Source organism: Streptomyces sedi, from assembly GCF_006335015.1.
In the GTDB taxonomy this organism is placed as follows: Bacteria; Actinomycetota; Actinomycetes; order Streptomycetales; family Streptomycetaceae; genus Streptomyces; species Streptomyces sedi.
This window is the reverse complement of sequence record NZ_VDGT01000013.1, coordinates 24,380-43,322: the sequence shown is the minus strand read 5'-3', so window position 1 is coordinate 43,322 and position 18,943 is coordinate 24,380. Positions and strand designations below refer to the sequence as shown.

The window sequence follows — 18,943 nt, the reverse complement described above, 5'->3', positions numbered from 1 at the left end:
GCAGGAGAAAGCGCGGTTCCCCGCGCCCCGGAAGTGAGGGGCGCGGGGAACCGCGCGGGAAACCGTTCAGCGGGCCGCCGGAGGGCCCGTGGTGCCGCTACACCCCGCCGTACGAGTGCAGACTGTCAAAAAAGATGTTCACACCGTAGTAGTTGATCAGGAAGCAGATGAAGCCGATCACCGCCAGATAGGCCGCCTTCCGGCCCTTCCAGCCCACGGTGGCCCTGGCGTGCAGATAGCACGCGTAGGCGACCCACGTGATGAAGGCCCAGGTCTCCTTGGGGTCCCAGTCCCAGTAGCGCCCCCAGGCGTTCTCCGCCCAGATCGCGCCGGCCACGATCGTGAAGGTCCACAGCGGGAAGACCGCCGCGTTGATCCGGTAGGCGAAGCGGTCCAGGGAGACCGAGGAGGGCAGCCGCCCCAGCACGGAGGAGCTGAACCGGCCCGGCGTCGCGCCGTCGGCCAGCCTCGCCTCGTGGCGGTCCTTGAGCAGGAAGAGCACGCTGCTGATCGCGCCCAGGTAGAGCAGCCCGCCGCAGATGATGGCCAGCGGGACGTGGATCCACATCCAGATCGAGTCCAGCGCGGGCACCAGCTGCTGGGTCTCGGTGTAGAGGACCGTGGTGGCCAGCCCCAGGTCCAGCAGGACCGTGCCGACCAGGATCAGCCCCAGCCACCGCACGTTGCGGCGCAGCAGGAGCAGGGTGAGGAACGCGGCGGTCACCACCATGGAGAACGCGGTGGAGAACTCGTACATGTTCCCCCAGGGCCCGCGTTCCACCGCGATCGCCCTGGTCACCACGCCACCGAGGTGCATCAGGAAGGCCAGCGTGGTCAACGCGACCGCGATCCGGCCGTAGGTGTCGCCGCGCTCGTCGCCCCCGGCGGCGCCCGGGCCGTCGGGGGTCTCGGGCCGGGCGGGGCCGGCGGAGCGGGTCACGACCCTGGGGCGTTCCAGCACGCTGGTCGCGCCGTTCTTCCGCACGGTGACGGCGGGCGTCGCGGCGTCCGCTTCCCCGCCCTCGGCGTCCAGCGAGGCGGAGGTCCTGGCGACCCGGCTGCGTCCGCCGAAGACCCACTCGGCGACATAGGCCAGAAAGGCCAGGGAGTAGACAGCCATCGCCGTGTACACCAGCACGTTGCTGCTGTCGGCGAGGCCCTGGTCGGCGGCGAGCATCATCAGCGCGCTCCTTCGGCGGGCGGTGAGTCTGGCTTCCGTGCGTCTGGGGCGTCGGGCTCGGTCCCGGCGTCCTCGTCCCGGGCGTCCCCGGCGTCCTCGTCCCGGGCGTCCCCGGCGTCCCCGGTCCCGGCCCCGGAGGAGTCAGCCCCGGCGGAGTCCCCCTCTGCCGGCCGCTCCATCGGCGCGTCCGGCTGGAGTTCGGCGGCGAGGGCGGCCAGCTCCTCGGGGATCTTCGCCGACTCGGTGCGGCCGAGCGAGGCCATCTCCACGACGGTCAGCCCGTCCGCCTCGGTCCGCGCCCGCACCCACACGCGGCGGCGCTGGAGGAAGAGCGAGCCGACGAGCCCGGTGATGGCCGCCATCGAGCCGTACAGCGCCCAGCTGGTCCCCTCGCGCGTCGTGATCTGGAACGTGGCCCAGTTCTCGAACTCCTCGAACGTCAGCGTGCCCCGCCCCTCCGGCAGCTCGACGGACTCGCCGGGCAGCAGGTCGAAGCGGAACAGGTCGCCGCTCCCGTCGGTCAGCTGCTCCATGTTCTCGGTGTCGAGCTGGTAGACGTTCTGCGGGATGCCGGAGGAGATGCCCAGGTCGCCGTGGAAGGCGTTGAGCGTCAGCACCGGGTAGTCGGGCTCGGGGAAGGTCGAGTGCGGGCCGCGCACCTCGTCGATGTTGTACGTCGGGTTGAAGAAGCCCTGGAAGCCGAGCTGGTCGTGCTCCCCGTCGGGCCCCACGTAGTCACTGACCTTGATCACGCCGGTCGAGGTGAAGCCGTTGTCCTGCGGCAGGAACGGCACCGGGCCGCTGAAGGCCGTGTTCCCCTCGGCGTCCTTGACGGTGACCACCGGGGCGTAGCCGTGGCCGAGCAGCCGGACCTTGGCGTCGCCGACCCGCAGCGGCTCGTTGACCTCGATGGTCGACGACTCCTCGGTGCCGTCGTCGGTCCAGTAGGTCACGTCGGCGCGGAACTCGGTGGGCGTCCCGATGTCGACGCTGTCCCGGCTGTAGTCGTAGTGGAACTCGTCGAGGGTGAAGCCGAAACGCTCCAGTTCGTCCACGTCGTACAGCTGGCCGGACGAGAAGTCGTCGTACTGCGGCAGGGCGTTGGTGAAGCCGCTACCCTGGACGACCAGCTTGCCGCCCTCGGAGTGGTAGAGCTGCCCGGCGGCGAACGCGACCAGCATGACGATCAGCGCGACGTGGAAGAGCAGGTTGCCCGCCTCGCGCAGATAGCCCTTCTCGGCGGCGACCTGCCCCTCGCGTCCCGGCATCTCCTCGCCGTCGGTGCGGAACCGGCGGCGCCGCAGCCGCTGCCGGGCCGCCGTCAGCACCTCCTCGGGCGGGGCGGTGGTGCGCCAGGTCGTGTACGCCGGCATCCGGTCAAGCCGCCGGGGGGCGCGCGGGGGGCGCCCGCGCAACTGTCCGACGAACTGCCAGGTCCGCGGGACGATACAGCCGATGAGCGAGACAAAGAGCAGGATGTAGATCGCGGAGAACCAGATCGACGAGTACACGTCGAAGAGCTGGAAGCGGTCGTAGAACTCGGAGAGCCCCGGGTTGCGCTGGCGGAAGTCGGCGGCGACGGTGACGTCGGAGCGCTCCTGCGGGATCAGCGAGCCGGGGACGGAGGCCAGCGCCAGCAGCAGGAGCAGCAGCAGCGCCACCCGCATCGAGGTGAGCTGCCGCCAGAACCAACGCCCCCAGCCGAGCAGCTCGCGCGCCACCCAGGAGAGCGCGCCACCCACGCCGGGGGCGCGCGTTCCGGCGAACGAGCCGGGTACGGCGACGCCCGCGCCCCGTTCCCCTCTCGCCCGTTCCCCCCCGGCGGTGGCCTCGTCGCCGTCCAGCGGCGCCGTGGTCAGCCCGGCGGTCGCGTACTCCTCGTCGCTCCGCTGGTCGGGCAGCTCGGCCGGCTCGCCCTCCGGGGCGCCTTCGGTGGCGACGCCGGAACGGGGAGCGTCATCTCGTGTCATGCGTCAGACTCCCGGGGTGAACTGGACGCTCCAGACCTGCATTTCGTACACCATCCGGTCCCAGGCGCCCGTGACCAGCAGCACCCCGGTGACCATCAGCATCGCGCCGCCCAGCCGCATCACCCACAGGTAGTGCCGCTTGACCCAGCCGAACGCCCCCAGCATCCGGCGGAACGCCAGGGCCGCCGCGATGAACGGCAGCCCGAGTCCCAGACAGTAGGCGAACGCCAGCAGGGCCCCGCGCCCGGCCGTGCCCTCGCTGAACGCCAGCATGTTGACGGCCGCCAGCGTCGGGCCCACGCACGGCATCCAGCCGATGCCGAAGACGACCCCCAGCATCGGGGCGCCGGCGAGCCCTATCCCCGGCCTGCTCCGCAGCCGGAACTCGCGCGGCGTCAGCCAGGGAAGCGCGCCCATGAAGAAGAGCCCGAGCAGGATGGTCAGCACACCGAACACCTTGTTCAGCACGGACCTGTGCTCCAGCAGCGTCGCCCCGAACCCGCCGAAGAGCGCGCCCCCCGAGACATAGACGGCGGTGAACCCCAGCACGAACAGCCCCGCGCCGGCGAGCATCCGCCCGCGCCTCGCCTCGGCGAGGTCGGCGCCGCCGACCCCGGTCACATAGGAGAGGTAGCCGGGCACCAACGGCAGCACACAGGGCGAGAAGAACGACACCAGCCCGCCGAAGACCGCGACCGGCAGCGCCAGCAGCAGCGCCCCGCTCAGTACCGTCTCGTTGTAGCCCATGCTCCGGTCAGCCCTCCGCGAGCACCGGCTCGATGGCGTCCCGCAACTCGTCCTCGGTCAGCGGCTTCAGCAGCCGCACCGCGATCCGTCCCTCCCGGTCCACGATCAGTGTGGAGGGCACCGCCTGCGGGTTGAGGCTCCCCTTCGGGAACTCCAGCAGCAGCCGCCCGTCCGGGTCGTAGAGACTCGGGTAGGGCACCTCGTGGCGGTCCTCGAACGCCCGGGCGTTCTCGACCGAGGGGTCCCTGGTGTTGATCCCGACGAACTGAACGCCCTGGTCGGCGGTCTCCTCGGCGACCGTCACCAGGTTGTCCGCCTCCGCGATGCACGGCGCGCACCAGGAGCCCCACACGTTGAGCACCAGGATGTCGCCCGCGTAGTCGGCCACGCTGAGCCGCTCGCCGTCGACCGTCTCACCCGACAGCTCCGGCAGCGGCTGGCGGTCGGCGGCGTCGACGACGGTGACGTCGCCGTTGCCCTGCACGATGTTGCTGTCGCCGCCGGAAGGCCCCGCCTGGTCGCCCGAACACGCGGTCAGCACCAGCAGGCCGGCGAAGGCCGCGACACCCTTGACAACCCGAGACTGGATCATGTGAAAAGTTTCCCATGCGTCCCGAAGCGATCTTTGTCGCCCCCCGCCTCCGGGCCGCCGGCCGCCCCCGTCAGGCGCCGAACCCCTTGGCACCCTTGACCTTCTTCGCCCCCGCGCGCAGATGAGGCGGCACCAGGTCGAGCGCCGGCTCCGTGTAGGCGACCGACACGATCCGGTCCCCCTCGAAGGTGAAGCTGGTCAACGAGGCCAGCGTGCACTGCCTGCTGCGCGGGTCGTGCCACAGCCGCCGCCGCTCGACCCAGCTGCGCAGCACCCAGATCGGCAGCTGGTGGCTGACGCAGACCGCCTCGTGACCGCGCGCCGCGTCCCTGGCCGCGTCGAGCGCGCCCTTCATCCGCACCGCCTGGTCGACATAGGGCTCGCCCCAGGAGGGACGGAACGGGTTGCGCAGATGGCGCCAGTTGGCCGGGCGGCGCAGCGCGCCGTCGCCGATACCGAAGGTCTTGCCCTCGAAGGCGTTGGCCGCCTCGATCAGCCGGCCGTCCGTCTCCACCGTCAGCCCCAGCGCCTTGCCGACCGGTGCCGCCGTCTCCTGCGCCCGCTCCAGCGGCGAGGCCACCACGTGCGTGACGTCGCGCTCCGCGACGCTTTCGGCGATCCGCTCCGCCATCCGCCGCCCCAGGTCGGAGAGGTGGAAGTCGGGCAGCCGCCCGTAGAGGACGCCCTCCGGATTGTGCACCTCGCCGTGCCGCATCACATGGACGGTCGTCCGCTCGCTGCCGCTCATCGCTCCACTCCCGCTGTCGTCACGTCCGCCGCTATCCGCGCGCGGTCCGCCGGCCCGTTCCGTTCCCCCGTCACGCCCCTCGTTCCCGGCCGGCGCCTCACTCCGGCGCCTCGGCCTCGGCGGCGGCCCGCGCCGCCGCCGGCAGGGCCTCGGCGATCCGCTCCAGCGCGCGCTCGTCGTGCGCCATGGAGACGAACCACGCCTCGAAGGCGGACGGCGGCAGATAGACCCCGCGCTCCAGCATCGCGTGGAAGAACGCGGTGAAACGGTACGTCTGCTGGGCCTTGGCGGTGGCGAAGTCCGTCACCTCGGCGTCCGTGAAGAACACCGAGAACATGTTCCCGGCGGCGCTCACCCGGTGCGCGACGCCCTCCCGCGTCAACGCGTCGGCGGCCAGCGCGCGCAGCCGCGCCGAGGTGGCGTCCAGCCGCGCGTAGGCGTCGTCGTCCAGCAGCCTCAGCTGGGCCAGGCCGGCGGCGGTCGCCACCGGGTTACCCGAGAGGGTGCCCGCCTGGTAGACCGGCCCCGAGGGCGCCAACTTGTCCATCACGTCGGCCCGTCCGCCGAAGGCGGCGGCCGGGAAGCCGCCGCCCATCACCTTCCCGAAGGTGAACAGGTCGGCCGCGACACCCTCGACGCCGTACCAGCCCTGGCGGCTCATGCGGAAGCCGGTCATCACCTCGTCGGAGACCAGCAGCGCGCCGTGGCGCCGACACAGCTCCGCGAGCCCGGCGTTGAAGCCGGGCAGCGGCGGGACGACGCCCATGTTCCCCGGCACCGCCTCGGTGATCACGCAGGCGATCTCGCCCGGGTGCGCCTCGAACGCCTCGGTGACGGCGGCCAGGTCGTTGTAGGGCAGCACCAGCGTCTCGCCGGCCTGCGCGCCGGTGACGCCCGGCGTGTCGGGCAGCCCGAACGTGGCGACCCCGGAGCCGGCCGAGGCCAACAGGGCGTCGACGTGGCCGTGGTAGCAGCCGGCGAACTTGATCACCTTGGCGCGCCCGGTGAACCCGCGGGCCAGCCGGATCGCCGACATCGTCGCCTCGGTACCGGAGGAGACCAGCCGCACCCGCTCGACCGGGTCGATCCGGCCCACGATCTCCTCGCCCAACTCGACCTCCCCCGGCGTCGGGGTGCCGAACGAGGTGCCGCGCTCGACGGCGGCGCGCACCGCCTCCAGGACGTCCGGATGGGAGTGGCCGAGGATCATCGGCCCCCAGGAGCACACCAGATCGACATACTCCCTCCCGTCCGCGTCGGTGAGGTAGGGACCGGTACCGGACACCATGAACCGGGGCGTACCACCCACGGCACCGAAAGCACGTACCGGAGAGTTCACGCCACCGGGGGTGACACTGGCCGCGCGGTCGTAGAGCGTCTGCGAGACTGGGGCTTCGATGGATCGGGTCACGCGGTCCATGGTGACATCAGCCCCTCACAGCTCGGTGTCAGGGCGTTTCACAGCCGCCTGAGGGGGGAGGTGTCTGGAACGATGATCGGGTTTGTGCGGCGGGGTCGCGAGTAGTCAGGTGGTGACATGCAGCGCGGTGGCGAAATCGGCGAGGGAACGGGAGATCACGGATCTGAACCCTCACCCCGATCCCGCTCCCGCCGGGGCAGGCACCGCCGCAGGTCGGAGAACGGCGAGTTCGAGTTGCGGGGTCGAGGCGGCCGAATGGCCGTGACGTACAAGTACTTCGGCGCCCCCGACGGCGCCACCGCGGCGCGGGTGCCGCTCTCCATGCGCCCCGAGGAACTGGGCGGGGACGAGCTGGGGCAGGGGATGTTCACCCGGATCAAGCCCGAGACGATGGCCGCCATGGTGCTGACCGGCATCGAGGGCATACCGCTGCACCGGGTGCCCCCGCTGGAGCTGGTGGTGCTCCACCCCGACTACGCGGTCGTGAAGTTGCCGACCACGGTGGTGGACCCGCTGCGCGGCATCGGCGACGAGACCGTCGGCGCCGCCGCGTTCATCTGGTCCACGGTGCCCGACCGCAGCGGCCCCAACGACGCGTTCGGCGTCTACCGGCTGCTCAACGAGTGGCAGGACTTCTCCCGACGGCTCCACGAGGCGGGGCACCAGCCCTACTGCCTGGTCTGGCCCTGAGCCGGCCTGACCTGGGGTTTCGCGGGATTCAGGCGGGGCTTTCGGGCTTCCGCCCCCATCGTGTGCCGGAGGGGCCTCGGGGGCCAGGGCACTGTGAAGGGGATGGATGGCACCCCCGTGTGCCGTCCATCCCCGGTTCCCGCACCGCACGCGCGTGGTGCGGGGGTCTGACTCAGACCGTGGTCAGTGGGCGATCCGGGCAGCCGCGTTGATGGCCTCGCGCATCCTCTGCTCGGTCTGCTCCTGGGCCAGGGTCCGTTCGATGACGGCGGTGAGATCACGTCGAGGGATGACGACGATGCCGTCGCTGTCGCCGAGGATGGCGTCGCCGGGGTCGCAGACGACGTTGCCGCACGCGACGGGGAAGCCGATGCGGCCGGGTCCGTTCTTCCAGGGCCCGGCGGGGGAGATACCGCGGGCGTACACGGCGAGCCCCTGGCCGGCGAGTTCCTCGACGTCGCGGACGGCTCCGTCGACGACGATGCCGGTGACGCCCTTGGCGAGACAGATCTCGCCGAGGAGGTCACCGAACACGGCGCGGTTGATCTCGGCGTTGGCGTTGACGACGAGGACGTCGCCCGGGCGGGCGTCGTCCAGGGCCCGGTGGATGGCGAGGTTGTCGCCCTCGCGGGCGAGGACGGGCAGGACGGTGCCGGCCAGTCGCGGTGCCGGGGTCACAGGGCGGATGGCCGCCGCCATGATGCCCATGCGGGCCTGCACGTCGCCGACGAGCGCCACCGGGTGTTGGGCGAGCCCTCTCACCTGGTCCAGGTCGGCGCGTTCCCAGGTGGGGGCGATGTCGATGTTGTCGGTCGAGGCGTTGATGAACAAGGCGTTCTCGTCTCCGGGAAGGTGGGGGGTGGGGATCAGGCCGCGGCGCTGAGGGCGTTGACGGCGTGTTCCGGGTCCTGGCCCGCGAGGGCCTGTTGGATGCAGGCGAGGGCCTGGGTGCCCGCGGCCAGCAGCGACTGGTGGGTCTGCCCGGCGATGTGCGGCGTGACGATCAGGTTGCCCAGGCTGCCGAGACGGGCCGCGAGTTCCGGGCTGTGCGGGAGGGGGTTCCGCATGTCGGTCGACTCGCCGTCCAGGACGTCGAGGGCCGCGCCACCCAGGTGACCGGACTCCAGTCCCGCCAGAACGGCGGCCTCGTCGACGAGTCCGCCGCGGGCGGTGTTGATCAGTACGGTTCCCGGGCGCATCCGGGCGAGCGCCTCGGCATCGACGATGTGCCTGGTCGCCGCGGTGAGAGGGGCGTGCAGGCTCAGCACGTCGCTCTGGGCGACGAGGTCGTCGAAGGGGACGAGCCGGGCGCCTTGCCGCTCCACGGTGTCCGGGGCGACATAGGGGTCGGAGACGAGAACGGGCATGCCGAAGCCACGGGCGATGCCGGCGGTCAGTGAGGCGATGCGGCCGAAGCCGAGCAGGCCCAGTGTGCGGTTGTGCAGCTCGGTCCCGGTGAGGGCTGGCTTGATGGTGGCCCATTGGCCGGCTGCGGTACCCGCTGTGGCGACCGGGATGCGACGGGCGAGAGCCAGGGTGAGCGCGAAGACGTGCTCGGCGACGGACCGGGCGTTGCTGCCGGGGGTGACGGTGACCCACACGCCGGCGTCGGTGGCGGCCCGGATGTCGACGTTGTCGGTGCCCACCCCGTGCCGGGCGATGATCTTCAGGTGGGGAGACGCCTGGATCTTGTCGGCGGTGAACCGCTCGGCGCGCAGCATGACCGCGTGCACGCCGCTCTGGACGGCGGCGTAGGGGGTGGCCGTGGGGCCGTAGCCGAGGTGGACTTCGCCCATCTCGTTCAGGGTGTCCAGCACCTGGGGGTGAATGGCGTCGGAGACGTAGAACGACGGCATGCGTGTCTGGTCCGTTCGGTCGGATCGTGCGGGTCAGGCGTAGAGGTGGTCGCCGGAGGCGCTGCGGCGTACCGCGCCGACGGCGAGGACGAGGCCGAACAGGCCGAAGAAGACGAGGATGTAGGCGGGAACGAGGGTGCTGCCGGTGGAATCGATGAGCCAGGTACTGGCGTAGGGTCCGGCTCCGCCGCCGATGACGGCGCCGATGCTGTGGCCGAAGGCGACACCGGTGTTACGGACCTGGACCGGGAAGAACTCCGGCATGACCGCGTAGGTACCGGCCTGGCAGAGGGCGTACGGGACCATGCCGAGGACCAGGCCGACGATGGCCAGGCCCACCGAGCCGCGGCCCATGAGCCAGAAGGAGGGGATCGTGACGGCGATGTAGGCGACGTAGGAGACGATCAGGACGCGCTTGCCACCCAGTCGTGCGCCGAGCAGGCCGCACACGGGGATGAACACGGCGGCTGTGAGAACGGCGAGCAGCACGATGGTCGCGGCCTGGCTCTCGCTGAAGCTCAGGACGGTGCTCAGGTACGAGGCGACGAAGACGGTGCCGACGTATGTGCCGACGTTCTGCACCGTGGAGATCGCCATGACCTTGGCCAGTGGGCGGCGGTAGCCGGCCGTCAGTTCCTTCAGAGGCTTGCGGTCACCGCGGTCGGCGGGCTCGGCATCGCGGAACTCGGGGGTGTCCTCGATCTTCAGCCGCAGGTAGAGACACAGCAGGCCCAGCGGGACCGCGAGGAGGAACGGCAGGCGCCAGCCCCATGACTCCATCGCCTCTTCCGGCACGAACGAGGCGGCCAGCGCCGCCATGCCCGCCGCGCACGCCTTGCCGAACACCGCGACGCCGGGGATGAACGAGATGTACAGCGAGCGCCGGTCCTTGGGCGCCCATTCCCGGATGTAGCTGGCCGCGCCGCCGATCTCGCCGCCAGTGGAGAAGCCCTGCAACATGCGCAAAACGATCAACAGGATCGGTGCGGCGACGCCGATGGTGGCGTAGCCGGGCAGCAGTCCCGTCAGGGCGGCGGCCAGGCTCATCAGGCCGATGCTGGCGACCAGACTGACTCGGCGGCCGGCGCGGTCGCCGAGTCGACCGAAGAACAGGGCGCCCAGCGGGCGGACGGCGAAGGCCGAGCCGAAGACCAGGAAGGTGTTGAGCAGGCCGACGGTCGGGTCGTCGCTGGGGAAGAAGACGATCGACAGGGTCGCGGCGACGTAGCCGTAGACGCTGAAGTCGTAGTACTCGATGAACGTGCCGAAGGCGGCCACGGCGGTGGCCTTCTTCGCCTTGCGGCGGCGTTCGTCGGTGACGGGGGCCACCTCTGCAGCGTCCGTGGGGACTGACATCTCGCGCCTCACTGTGCAAAAAATGGGACAGCGTCCTGTAAACTGTTCGGTGAGTGTCTGGCCGCTCTTCGCCTGCTGTCAACCCTCGGACGCGGCCTGCTCGCAACGCGGACGGCACCGACAGCGACCGCGAACGACCGGCGACAGCAGTGAGGCGCCCGCGTCCAAAGGCGCCACGCACAGTGGCCGACCAGACGAGAAACGGCAGGGGGAAGACGGAAAATGAGGCATCCGCGCATACTTGCGTCGCTGCGGGGCAAGTCGACGAGCCACGCCGGGAGGTGGTCGCGGTGAGCAGCGGATCAGCCGTCAACGACCGTGTCGTCGCCACCCTCGACGCCCTCACCCGCCGGCCACCGGAGCTGCCCTGGGGTGTGCGCGAGCTGGCCGAAGACCTCGGCCTCAGCCGCAGCACGGTCCACCGGACCCTCCACGCGCTCGCCGAGCGCGATCTGGCGACGCAGACGGCGAACGCCACCTACGTCTGCGGGCCCCGGTTGCGGGTTCTCGCGGACCGGCTCCACCGCTCGCACCTACTGCTCGGCCAGGCCCGCCCACTGGCCGAGGAACTCGCCCGGGCCTGCGACGCCACCATCCTGCTGTCCCTGTACGACCCCGTTCGCACGGGGGGCTTCGTCACCCTGTCCGCGATACCGGACGGCCCCGTTCGCTACCGGCTCGACCCCGGCGCCGCGATCCCCCTGCACGCCGGCGCGGCTGGCCGTGCCATGCTCGCCGCACTCGGCCCCGACGTCCTCGCCCGCCTCGATCTGGTCGCGCACACGCCGGACACCGTCACCGACGTCGCGGAACTGGAACGCCTCCTGCACCGGGCACGCGAGGACGGTGTGACGATCAGCGTCGGACAACACGTCGCCCTGGCCGCCGGAGTCGCCGCCCCGTTCCACGCGGCGGGTCTGCTGGGAGCGGTTTCCGCTACCCGCCCCCGGCACGAGACCCGTCACGCCGACCTTGAACGCTTCGCTCCCCTCGTCCGCGAAACGGCCCTCAGGATCGGCAACCTGACCGCCCCAGCGCCCCGGCCCGCACCGGAACACGGCCGAGCGGCCCCCACCAGCCCGATTCCCACCGAGGACGGCGGTTCGGCCACTGCTCGCACTGAGCGCTTGATCTCCGCGCTCACCGCTTCAGCACCTCTGCCGTTGGGAGGACGGGCGCTCGCTCGCGTACTGCGAGGCAACCCCGCGACCGCCACCCGGCTCCTCGACACCGCACTCGCCACAGGGCTCGCCACCACCCACGAGCAACACGCCGTTGCCGGGCCGCTGCTACTGCGCTGGGCAGCCGCACTCGGGCCGCTCCACTCCATCGCCCCGATCGTCTTCCCGGCACTGCGAGACCTGGCACGGCAGACCGGGGAAACCATCGGCCTGACCGAGTACGACCCGGCCACCCGGACCGCACGCATGACCGCCGTCGTACCGGGCAGCAAACCGATCCACTACGACCTGCCCACCGGGTCGGATGTCCCTCTCGCCGCGGGCGCCGCGGGCAAAGCCATTCTCGCCTTCCTGCCCGACGACACCCTCCCCGACCTTCCGCTGGTCGCATACACCGAGCGCACGCCACTGCACCGCACCGCGATCGAGAAGGACCTGGCCCAGGTGCGCGACCACGGCTGGGCCGTCGGAGACGGTGAACGCATCCCGGACGGCTACGGCATCGCCGTGCCGTACTTCGCCCAGGACACCGTGGCCGGCTCCCTCACAGCCACCATCCCGCGGCACCGGGCCGACGAGATCGACGTCGACGCCGTGAGAACCCGACTCTCCGCCGCAGCCCTGTCGATCACCCGGCTGCTGTCGGTGTAGCCGACGTTCTGGAGGGCCGCCGGGCGGCGCTCCTGATCAACAAGCTTTACTACACAAGAGATCGTGGGCCATTGACCGAGGTTCGCAGCACCTTCCGTGAACTCGCCTTCAGTTGGTGTGTCAAGAAAAGACCGAGTCCCCATCCGACGTTCGCTACCTGGTGTTGAGCACTACGCTGCCGACCCATCCGCTAGAAAACTGGCCCAATTCGGACAGCGATCACCGCCGGTGTACGAATGCAAGCGGGCACACAGTGCGATGCGACTGAGAACGAGCGCTGCCAATGCGACGGAGATAACGGAATCGGCTCGGGCGGCCCGCCCGTTTCATCTGGTTTAGCGCGAAATGTTCCGTTCGTCGATTAGGGGTGTTGTCAGTGCCATAGGGAAGACTCTGGATGTGGGGGAGGGAGACTCATGACTGACCAGCAAAATGGTTCTGACCAGCGCATACCTACTCCGAATGGCTGCCGATGGTGTGGGCTTGAGGCGCGCGAGCATGCACAGCGCTGGAAGCCTCCGGTGGGCTGGCACAAGTGGGAACCGCCGACATTGGAACAGCGCAAGGAACGCATGCTCGCACGGCGGCGGCGCCGCGCCAGCACCAGTGACACCAGGTCAGCGCTACGCGTTCTTACCCTGCGGCCAGCTTTCTGATCTCGGCGAAGATCTCCCGCAGCTGTGCGGGCACCTGATCAGGGCTGGTGAGCGTGCTCACCAGCCCGAACATCATGTCGGGTTTGCCGCTGGGCCCGTTCGGGCTGTTATTGCGGAGCATGTTCAGCACTTCCTTACTGAACTTCTTGCCGCGCCGAGCGGTGAAGTTGTCCATGGTCCACGGCTCGCCATCCTTCGACCAGAGTTCGTTGGCGGTCGCGGCCCACAAATCGTCCGGGAACAGTTCCTCCAGCTCATTGAAGGCGTCCGGCTCGCCCACGAAACGGACAACGTCGCTGAAAGCGCTGCCGAAAAACTGTTGGAGTCGGACTTCCTTGAAGAGCCCCTTGGGCAAGGTGCGGCTGTCGGCGTCCACCATGAGCATCACGGAGCGGCCATGCGCGACCAGATAGTGAGCGAGGTGCAGGGCCCCCTCATTGTTGAAGCACGCCCACAAGGCGATGCCGGCCGACTGGAGAGACTGGCCCTCAGACAGCCGGAACAGCATGGGGATCACCCGCTGTTCGGTGTCGCCTTCGACAGCCAGGAAGCAACGCTCATGTAGCAGAACGGAGTTTCGAAGACCGACCGCTGCGGCTATGCGCCCCAGGTGCACGTCGACGTCGTCGTGGGTGTCGGCCCCCAGCCGCTCGATCACCGTCCGTCCGCACTCCAGCCGGAGATGCACGACGTCGGCGATGTCGACACCGTCGATGAGGTTCATAGAGTGGGTGGCGACGATTACGTTCACATGGGGCAGTGCGCTCTGGTCACGGATGAGCTGCATGATCTTGCGCTGGTGCCCGTAGTCGAGGTGCGTGTCCGGCTCGTCGTAGATCACGATCGTCTGTACCGGAGGCGGGACGTCTTCGGCGGCCTCAGGGTCAGTTGAGGAGTCGACATCGGCGAACTCCTCGCGCGTGAGCAGCTGGCTGTTCCACTCCCAGATCGCCAGGGAGATTCGTCGTGCGCTCCCTAGACCGGAACGATCCAGGCCCACGGTCTCGCCCTTCGTACGGGCGATTCGCAGCGGCGCGCCCCGGAAACCATGAGTGAACGAGACCACAGGCTCGACATCAACGTCTGTGAGGTCGTCGCAACGACTCTGAATGTGCTCGCACAGGGACCGGGCGTCGTCCTGAAGTCGCTCTTTGATCCCAGCTTCGATCGACTGCAACTGGCCCTCAAGCGTGGGGTCCGACATATGGGCCTGGTATCGGCCCATCAGCGCGGTTTTCACCTCAGCGTCGGGATCGGCCGACTTCCCGTCGAACGGCATCAGCCGGGGCATGCGGCGCTCCATCTCCTTCGGAGCAGGAACCCAGCCCGACGCGGAGGCGTGAGCCATGCCGTAACTGCAGAGGGCCGGCTCGATGTCGCCGCGTTTTATGGACGACAGCTTAGGGAGCAACTGCTTAGCGAGGGCTCTCACCTCGTTGAGGGACAGCTTGGAAGGGTCACGGAGTCGTTCGTCGTCCGCGAGCGGCGCCCAGCACTCAAGGACGGGCCCTTCACCGTTGACAGCGCGTCGCCGTACGCGCAACTCCTCGGTCGGTAAGCCGAACGATTGCAACTCCCAAGAGTCGAGGATGAACTGCCCCTCCACCCACGTGGTCGAACACCGCAGGAGAGGCGCCGAGTCATCGACGTCCACGTCATCCGAAGCGTCGAGCTCGTACGTACGATCGTCCTCGGTCAACTGCTCATTGCCCACAAGGAAGGCCAGCGCAGCAAGCACCGCGCTCTTACCGCCGTCGTTCTGGCCGGCGAGGATGGTAGGTGTGCTGACCGGAATGTCACGGACATCCTTAAGGGATCGGAATCCGCACACGGTGAAGCTGTGCAGGTGCACCGTTCTCAGCCGCTCCGTTCCCTAGCGCCTCGGGCAGACGCAAGCCACCAGGGGCGCCTTGCCCCAGACATTGACCTGGGCAACCGCCAACCCAGGCGCATCATCTTATGCCTTGTGGAGATAGCCTGTTGGCGCTGTGAGTGAATCTGAGCGATTCAGACCGACACCGCACGAAGCCTGCCTGCCTCGGGCTCAATGTCACGGCTGCCGGAGCCTTCATCGCCCCCGAACCGCACCACGCCCGCGTGCTGTTCACAGGCACGCAGCCGTGCCCGCGCTCCGCACAAACCGCTGCTACTTCTGTACGCCCTCGGCCGGTTCCAGGACGATACCGACGGCTGGGACCTTCGCGAGACGGGCGCCACCGGGCAGCTCGCGCCGGACTTGAGAGCGGCGCTACGACGCGAACCGGACCTGCTCAACAGAATGGCGCGATTGCCGCTCGACTCACACTTCCCCCCTGCATCGAGAACTGTGCGAAGCCGTAAGCCTGGAACTGGGGCTGGCCGGGGCCGAGCGGGAGCTGGTGCTGACCGCCTACCGAGTACCGGTGCGCCTTCTGCGGATACGGCGGCGGGATCGCCGCGATGCCCGTCAGACTGGAGGCCGCCCACGTCCACTGGTGGGAGTTCGGCAGCCCCGACGACATCGAGAACGGGCTGCGCCTGTGCTCGATGCACCACGCACTCTTCGACAAGGGCGCCCTCGGCTTGGGAGACGACCAACGCATCCTGGTCTCACAGCGCTTCGTCGGCCACAGCCCCGCCGCCCGCGACCACGTCATAGCCCTTGCGGGCCGCCCACTCATCGGCCCCCAGCCGGGTGCTCGCCCTGTTGCCGCAGTTCACTGCGACTGGCACACCCGACAGGTCTTCCACGGCGACCCGCGCCCTGCCACTACCTGAACGCCGCTGCGCCCACAATCAACTGTTCAGAGAGTGGCCCTCACTTGCAGCGCTACTTTCATCATATGGCGCCGAATCAGTCACGGAATATTTCGTGCTACTGTTTTGAGGTCTGATACGAGGTGGTGTCGTGCATGGCGATCACTGAGCTGCAGGCGCAGCCCGGGATGCTCGTGTTGGCGCGCGAGTCCCGCGGGCTGACGCAGGCTGAGGTCGCCGCAGCTATGACCAAGGCGTCGCCAGGCGGCGCCACGCCAGTTTCCCAGGGCTACGTAAGCCGAGCCGAGGCTGGCCGTCTCGTCGTCACACATGAGCGTCTTGAGCTGTACGCTGCCGCGCTTGGCTACCCTCCTGAGTCGCTGTGTCTGGATTCGCAGGTCAGCGGCATCGGTGTGGGCCTGGTCCACCACCGCAAGAAGGCAGCTCTGACTGCTTCCGCTCTGCGACGCGTGCACGCCCATGTGGCGCTCTCACGGATTCAGCTGAATGGCCTGGCGTCCGCAGCGGCATTGCCGCCAGTCTCACATCGTTTCTTCAGGGTCCCCCTGGATGACCTCACCACCCCGAAGGACGCTGCTCGGCGAGTCCGCAGGGAGTGGAGCGTGACCCCCGGCCCGGTACCCGACATGGTCGCGGTGCTGGAGAATGCCGGCGCGCTGGTGGTCACCCGCGATCTGGACAGCGACCTGTTGGACGCAGTAAGCCAGTGGGAAGCGGGCGGGCATCCTCTACTCCTCGTCAACACCCGGGCACCGGGCGACCGACGTCGCTTCAGCATCGCGCACGAGCTGGGTCATCTGGTGATGCATGACGAGCCGGGCACAGGGTCCACGCAGGAGAAGCAGGCCGACGCCTTCGCTGCCGAGTTCTTGATGCCTGCCTCCGATATCCGGCAGGCGTTCTCCGGCGGCGTCGATCTGGCCAAGCTGATGGAGCTGAAGCAGGTTTGGGGTGTCTCCATGAGCGCGCTGCTGCGCCGCGCCCAAACGCTCAACGCCGTCAGCGAGTGGCATTACCGCACCCTGATGATCGAGATGTCAGCGCTCGGCTACCGGACCGCAGAGCCTGTTGATGTCCTCCCTGAGCAGCCGCAGCGCCTCGTTGCCCTTGTCAACACCTTGCTGACCGACCGCCAGATGAATCTGGAGGATGCGGCTGCCTGCGCGCACCTGCTTCCTGAAGACTTCCAGCGCCTGTACGTCGAGGGCGCCGGTTCATCATCATTCCCGGCCTTCTGAAGGTGACCATGACCGACCGTTACGCGCCGCTGCCTCGTCCGCGCTCCGATCTGACCGAGCCTCCTGACGCTGCGGGTGCGCCAGACCGGCCGGACAGCCTGAACGGCCTACAGGGCCGCATGCTGATCCAGGTCAGCGCCGCCCGGCTCAGCTACGTCCAGGGGCAGGTCGACCCGGCACGCAGTGGGCTCATCCTGTGCGGCACCGACGCCGTGAGGAAGGCCGGCGCCCTGCGATACAGGGAGGGCTACGCCGCTCCGCTCCTGATCGACCCGGCGGTGTACGAGGTCAGCGCCGCGACCGAGGAGAACCCCTTCCCCTGCGACGTCGAGCCCACGCTCTTCCTCGACGATCCCCTGGAACTGTCTCTGGCCGAGCAGCGGGACGCCGGAGCAACGCTCCCCATGACCCCCACTGGCTACATCAGGGCCGAGGACTCCGATGCCCTCCGGGCCGCCGTGACCCGTGTCCTGGAACTCGACGACCCGGAGGTGATCTTCGCCGCTCCGGTGGATGTCTCCTGGCTACGCGACGAGGAATCGACCCGCCAGCTCATCGCCCACCTGCGGCGGGTCAAGGGGCCGAAGGCCATCATGCTGGGCGGACAGATGGACCCCCTGGCGCGTTACGCCAAGGCCGTAAGCCATCTCAAGCAGGTCATCGAGGAAGTTCCCGGGGCTGCCCTGCTACGCACGGATCTCGCGGCATTCGGCGCGCTGGCCTTCGGTGCCGCCTTCACAGCCTTCGGCGCCAGCAGCCGCTACCGCCACGTCGTCGCTCCCGGCGAAAAGGCGCAGGTCAACAAGAGCATCCCCATCCAGTCACCGCACATTCTCTTCCCCGACCTGATGGCCTTCTTCCTGGGTGAGACGATCGCCAAGCGTTACGGTGGCGCCGAAGCTCCGGTCTGCTTCTGCTCGGCCTGTGCCGGCAAGCTCGCACTGGACGCCTTCACAAGCAACCGCGGCGAGCTTCCTGCCGCAGCGGCGGCGCACAACGTCGCGGTCCTCATGGAGTGGTTCCGTGCCCTGACTTCGGTCAAGCCCGGCACAGCACGCCAGCAGTGGTGGTTCGACCGCTGCCGTAAAGCTCTCGATCAGTACGAACTGATCAACACGTCCATCAGACAGCCGAAGGCGTTCAAGTCTCCGGCGCAGCTCGATCGATGGGCGTCGACCACTCCCGGCACCGCCAAGGCACCGGCTCAGACAGCCGCCGCCGAGCGTAGGCGCTGATACACATCCTCGACGAACCACCAGGCCGCAGCGGTGTGCCGGGGCGGTCTGTAGTCTCCCGGCTCCAGTACCAGCTCGACCTCGTCTCCTGAGGTGACGAACACGCCGATGCCGTAGAAGTCCGCCTCGACGAGGACCTCATCCATTCGGGCTGGAAGACGGTCCAAGAGCATGGCCCGGCGGCAGAAGGGAGCAAATTGGCCCGCCCGCTCAAGGCCCTGGCGCCACCAGGAAGCGCGGACCACAGCAAGATCCACCTGCAGGGGCCGCACGGCACGTCGGGTGACCGTCTTCCGGTCTCGCTCCACCGCTCCCGACGGCAGCCCTCGCACCGCCCGCCGCGCCGGCGAGTCCAGCGATTGCAGCGGAACAGGAACGTCCACCGGGAGTGTAAGCAGGCTCTCAAGATCGGGCAGCTTATCTACCCGGGCGGCGGAGACCTCCTCGCGCCGCGCATGCTCACCCTCGTTCAGACGGTAGAAGCACAGTGCCTCGGCCCCGAAGACAGAAACAGTTCGGGCCTGCCAACCTGGCTCCAGCAAGGCGGAAGAAGCCTCCCGCACAGAACCGCTCGTCAGGGAACTCGCCAAGGTCACCATGGCCCCCACCCTGCCTCACTGAGAATCGACCGCATACAGCGGCCTCGCGTTCATCCAAACCGTATGC

At 69.1% G+C, this 18,943-nt stretch carries 15 protein-coding genes and 1 pseudogene; 5 read left to right on the top strand and 11 right to left on the bottom strand.

The annotated features are described in order from the left end of the window. Nucleotides 1-97: 97 nt before the first annotated feature. The 6 genes from ccsB to hemL form a co-directional block, all read right to left on the bottom strand. A complete protein-coding gene (ccsB, locus tag FH715_RS17640) occupies nt 98-1,180 on the bottom strand; it encodes a c-type cytochrome biogenesis protein CcsB (protein ID WP_139646415.1) in 1,083 nt (360 codons plus the stop codon). Beyond that, the gene (gene resB, locus FH715_RS17635; protein ID WP_211367696.1) at nt 1,180-3,150 is read right to left on the bottom strand and encodes a cytochrome c biogenesis protein ResB; all 1,971 of its coding nucleotides are present in this window, start codon (nt 3,148-3,150) and stop codon (nt 1,180-1,182) included. The genes ccsB and resB overlap by 1 nt, the downstream gene beginning before the upstream one ends. A 3-nt stretch (nt 3,151-3,153) precedes the next feature. Further along, the gene (locus tag FH715_RS17630; protein WP_139646413.1) at nt 3,154-3,897 is read right to left on the bottom strand and encodes a cytochrome c biogenesis CcdA family protein; all 744 of its coding nucleotides are present in this window, start codon (nt 3,895-3,897) and stop codon (nt 3,154-3,156) included. A gap of 7 nt (nt 3,898-3,904) precedes the next feature. Continuing rightward, nucleotides 3,905-4,489, bottom strand: a complete 585-nt coding sequence (locus tag FH715_RS17625; RefSeq protein ID WP_139646410.1) for a TlpA family protein disulfide reductase — start codon at nt 4,487-4,489, stop codon at nt 3,905-3,907. Nucleotides 4,490-4,559: 70 nt separating this feature from the next. Further along, nucleotides 4,560-5,237: a histidine phosphatase family protein gene (locus FH715_RS17620; RefSeq protein WP_139646408.1), complete on the bottom strand. Its 678-nt coding sequence runs from the start codon at nt 5,235-5,237 to the stop codon at nt 4,560-4,562. Nucleotides 5,238-5,334: 97 nt separating this feature from the next. After that, nucleotides 5,335-6,657, bottom strand: coding sequence for a glutamate-1-semialdehyde 2,1-aminomutase (hemL, locus tag FH715_RS17615; RefSeq protein WP_139646406.1), 1,323 nt, complete (start codon nt 6,655-6,657; stop codon nt 5,335-5,337). Between the two features lie 117 nt (nt 6,658-6,774). On the opposite strand from hemL, the gene FH715_RS17610 reads away from it, so the two are divergent. Continuing rightward, the gene (locus FH715_RS17610) at nt 6,775-7,347 is read left to right on the top strand and encodes a hypothetical protein (RefSeq protein ID WP_139646404.1); all 573 of its coding nucleotides are present in this window, start codon (nt 6,775-6,777) and stop codon (nt 7,345-7,347) included. Between the two features lie 183 nt (nt 7,348-7,530). Here FH715_RS17610 and FH715_RS17605 read toward each other — a convergent pair whose 3' ends face one another. Genes FH715_RS17605 through FH715_RS17595 form a run of 3 tightly spaced genes read right to left on the bottom strand, consistent with a single transcriptional unit; the run spans nt 7,531 to nt 10,532 of the window. Continuing rightward, nucleotides 7,531-8,178, bottom strand: coding sequence for an RraA family protein (locus FH715_RS17605; protein ID WP_139646402.1), 648 nt, complete (start codon nt 8,176-8,178; stop codon nt 7,531-7,533). Between the two features lie 35 nt (nt 8,179-8,213). Next, nucleotides 8,214-9,203 carry a hydroxyacid dehydrogenase gene (locus FH715_RS17600; RefSeq protein WP_139646400.1) on the bottom strand — a complete coding sequence of 330 codons (990 nt, stop codon included), beginning with the start codon at nt 9,201-9,203 and terminating at the stop codon, nt 8,214-8,216. Nucleotides 9,204-9,236: 33 nt separating this feature from the next. Further along, nucleotides 9,237-10,532 carry an MFS transporter gene (locus FH715_RS17595; protein WP_211367695.1) on the bottom strand — a complete coding sequence of 432 codons (1,296 nt, stop codon included), beginning with the start codon at nt 10,530-10,532 and terminating at the stop codon, nt 9,237-9,239. A 317-nt stretch (nt 10,533-10,849) separates the two neighbouring features. On the opposite strand from FH715_RS17595, the gene FH715_RS17590 reads away from it, so the two are divergent. After that, nucleotides 10,850-12,391, top strand: a complete 1,542-nt coding sequence (locus FH715_RS17590; RefSeq protein WP_170184755.1) for an IclR family transcriptional regulator — start codon at nt 10,850-10,852, stop codon at nt 12,389-12,391. 633 nt (nt 12,392-13,024) lie between these two features. On the opposite strand, the gene FH715_RS17580 is transcribed toward FH715_RS17590, so the two are convergent. Next, nucleotides 13,025-14,899 (bottom strand): ATP-dependent nuclease, encoded by a 1,875-nt coding sequence (locus tag FH715_RS17580; RefSeq protein WP_139646392.1) that lies wholly within the window; start codon nt 14,897-14,899, stop codon nt 13,025-13,027. Between the two features lie 204 nt (nt 14,900-15,103). On the opposite strand from FH715_RS17580, the pseudogene FH715_RS17575 reads away from it, so the two are divergent. The 3 genes and pseudogenes from FH715_RS17575 (at nt 15,104) to FH715_RS17565 (ending at nt 18,277) form a co-directional block, all read left to right on the top strand. After that, nucleotides 15,104-15,804 (top strand): annotated as a pseudogene (locus FH715_RS17575) (HNH endonuclease). 134 nt (nt 15,805-15,938) lie between these two features. Beyond that, nucleotides 15,939-17,042: a helix-turn-helix domain-containing protein gene (locus tag FH715_RS17570; RefSeq protein ID WP_139646391.1), complete on the top strand. Its 1,104-nt coding sequence runs from the start codon at nt 15,939-15,941 to the stop codon at nt 17,040-17,042. Between the two features lie 8 nt (nt 17,043-17,050). Then, entirely contained in the window at nt 17,051-18,277 is a 1,227-nt protein-coding gene (locus FH715_RS17565) for a hypothetical protein (RefSeq protein ID WP_139646389.1), read from the top strand. On the opposite strand, the gene FH715_RS17560 is transcribed toward FH715_RS17565, so the two are convergent. Next, entirely contained in the window at nt 18,247-18,876 is a 630-nt protein-coding gene (locus FH715_RS17560) for a hypothetical protein (RefSeq protein WP_139646387.1), read from the bottom strand. The genes FH715_RS17565 and FH715_RS17560 overlap by 31 nt on opposite strands. Between the last annotated feature and the right edge of the window lie 67 nt (nt 18,877-18,943).

Bases quoted from the DNA above. Each gene is read 5' to 3' on its own strand.
- ccsB (WP_139646415.1), bottom strand. From the start codon at position 1,180: ATGATGCTCGCCGCCGACCAGGGCCTCGCCGACAGCAGCAACGTGCTG.
- resB (WP_211367696.1), bottom strand. From the start codon at position 3,150: ATGACACGAGATGACGCTCCCCGTTCCGGCGTCGCCACCGAAGGCGCC.
- FH715_RS17630 (WP_139646413.1), bottom strand. From the start codon at position 3,897: ATGGGCTACAACGAGACGGTACTGAGCGGGGCGCTGCTGCTGGCGCTG.
- FH715_RS17625 (WP_139646410.1), bottom strand. From the start codon at position 4,489: ATGATCCAGTCTCGGGTTGTCAAGGGTGTCGCGGCCTTCGCCGGCCTG.
- FH715_RS17620 (WP_139646408.1), bottom strand. From the start codon at position 5,237: ATGAGCGGCAGCGAGCGGACGACCGTCCATGTGATGCGGCACGGCGAG.
- hemL (WP_139646406.1), bottom strand. From the start codon at position 6,657: ATGGACCGCGTGACCCGATCCATCGAAGCCCCAGTCTCGCAGACGCTC.
- FH715_RS17610 (WP_139646404.1), top strand. From the start codon at position 6,775: ATGCAGCGCGGTGGCGAAATCGGCGAGGGAACGGGAGATCACGGATCT.
- FH715_RS17600 (WP_139646400.1), bottom strand. From the start codon at position 9,203: ATGCCGTCGTTCTACGTCTCCGACGCCATTCACCCCCAGGTGCTGGAC.
- FH715_RS17570 (WP_139646391.1), top strand. From the start codon at position 15,939: ATGGCGATCACTGAGCTGCAGGCGCAGCCCGGGATGCTCGTGTTGGCG.
- FH715_RS17565 (WP_139646389.1), top strand. From the start codon at position 17,051: ATGACCGACCGTTACGCGCCGCTGCCTCGTCCGCGCTCCGATCTGACC.
- FH715_RS17560 (WP_139646387.1), bottom strand. From the start codon at position 18,876: ATGGTGACCTTGGCGAGTTCCCTGACGAGCGGTTCTGTGCGGGAGGCT.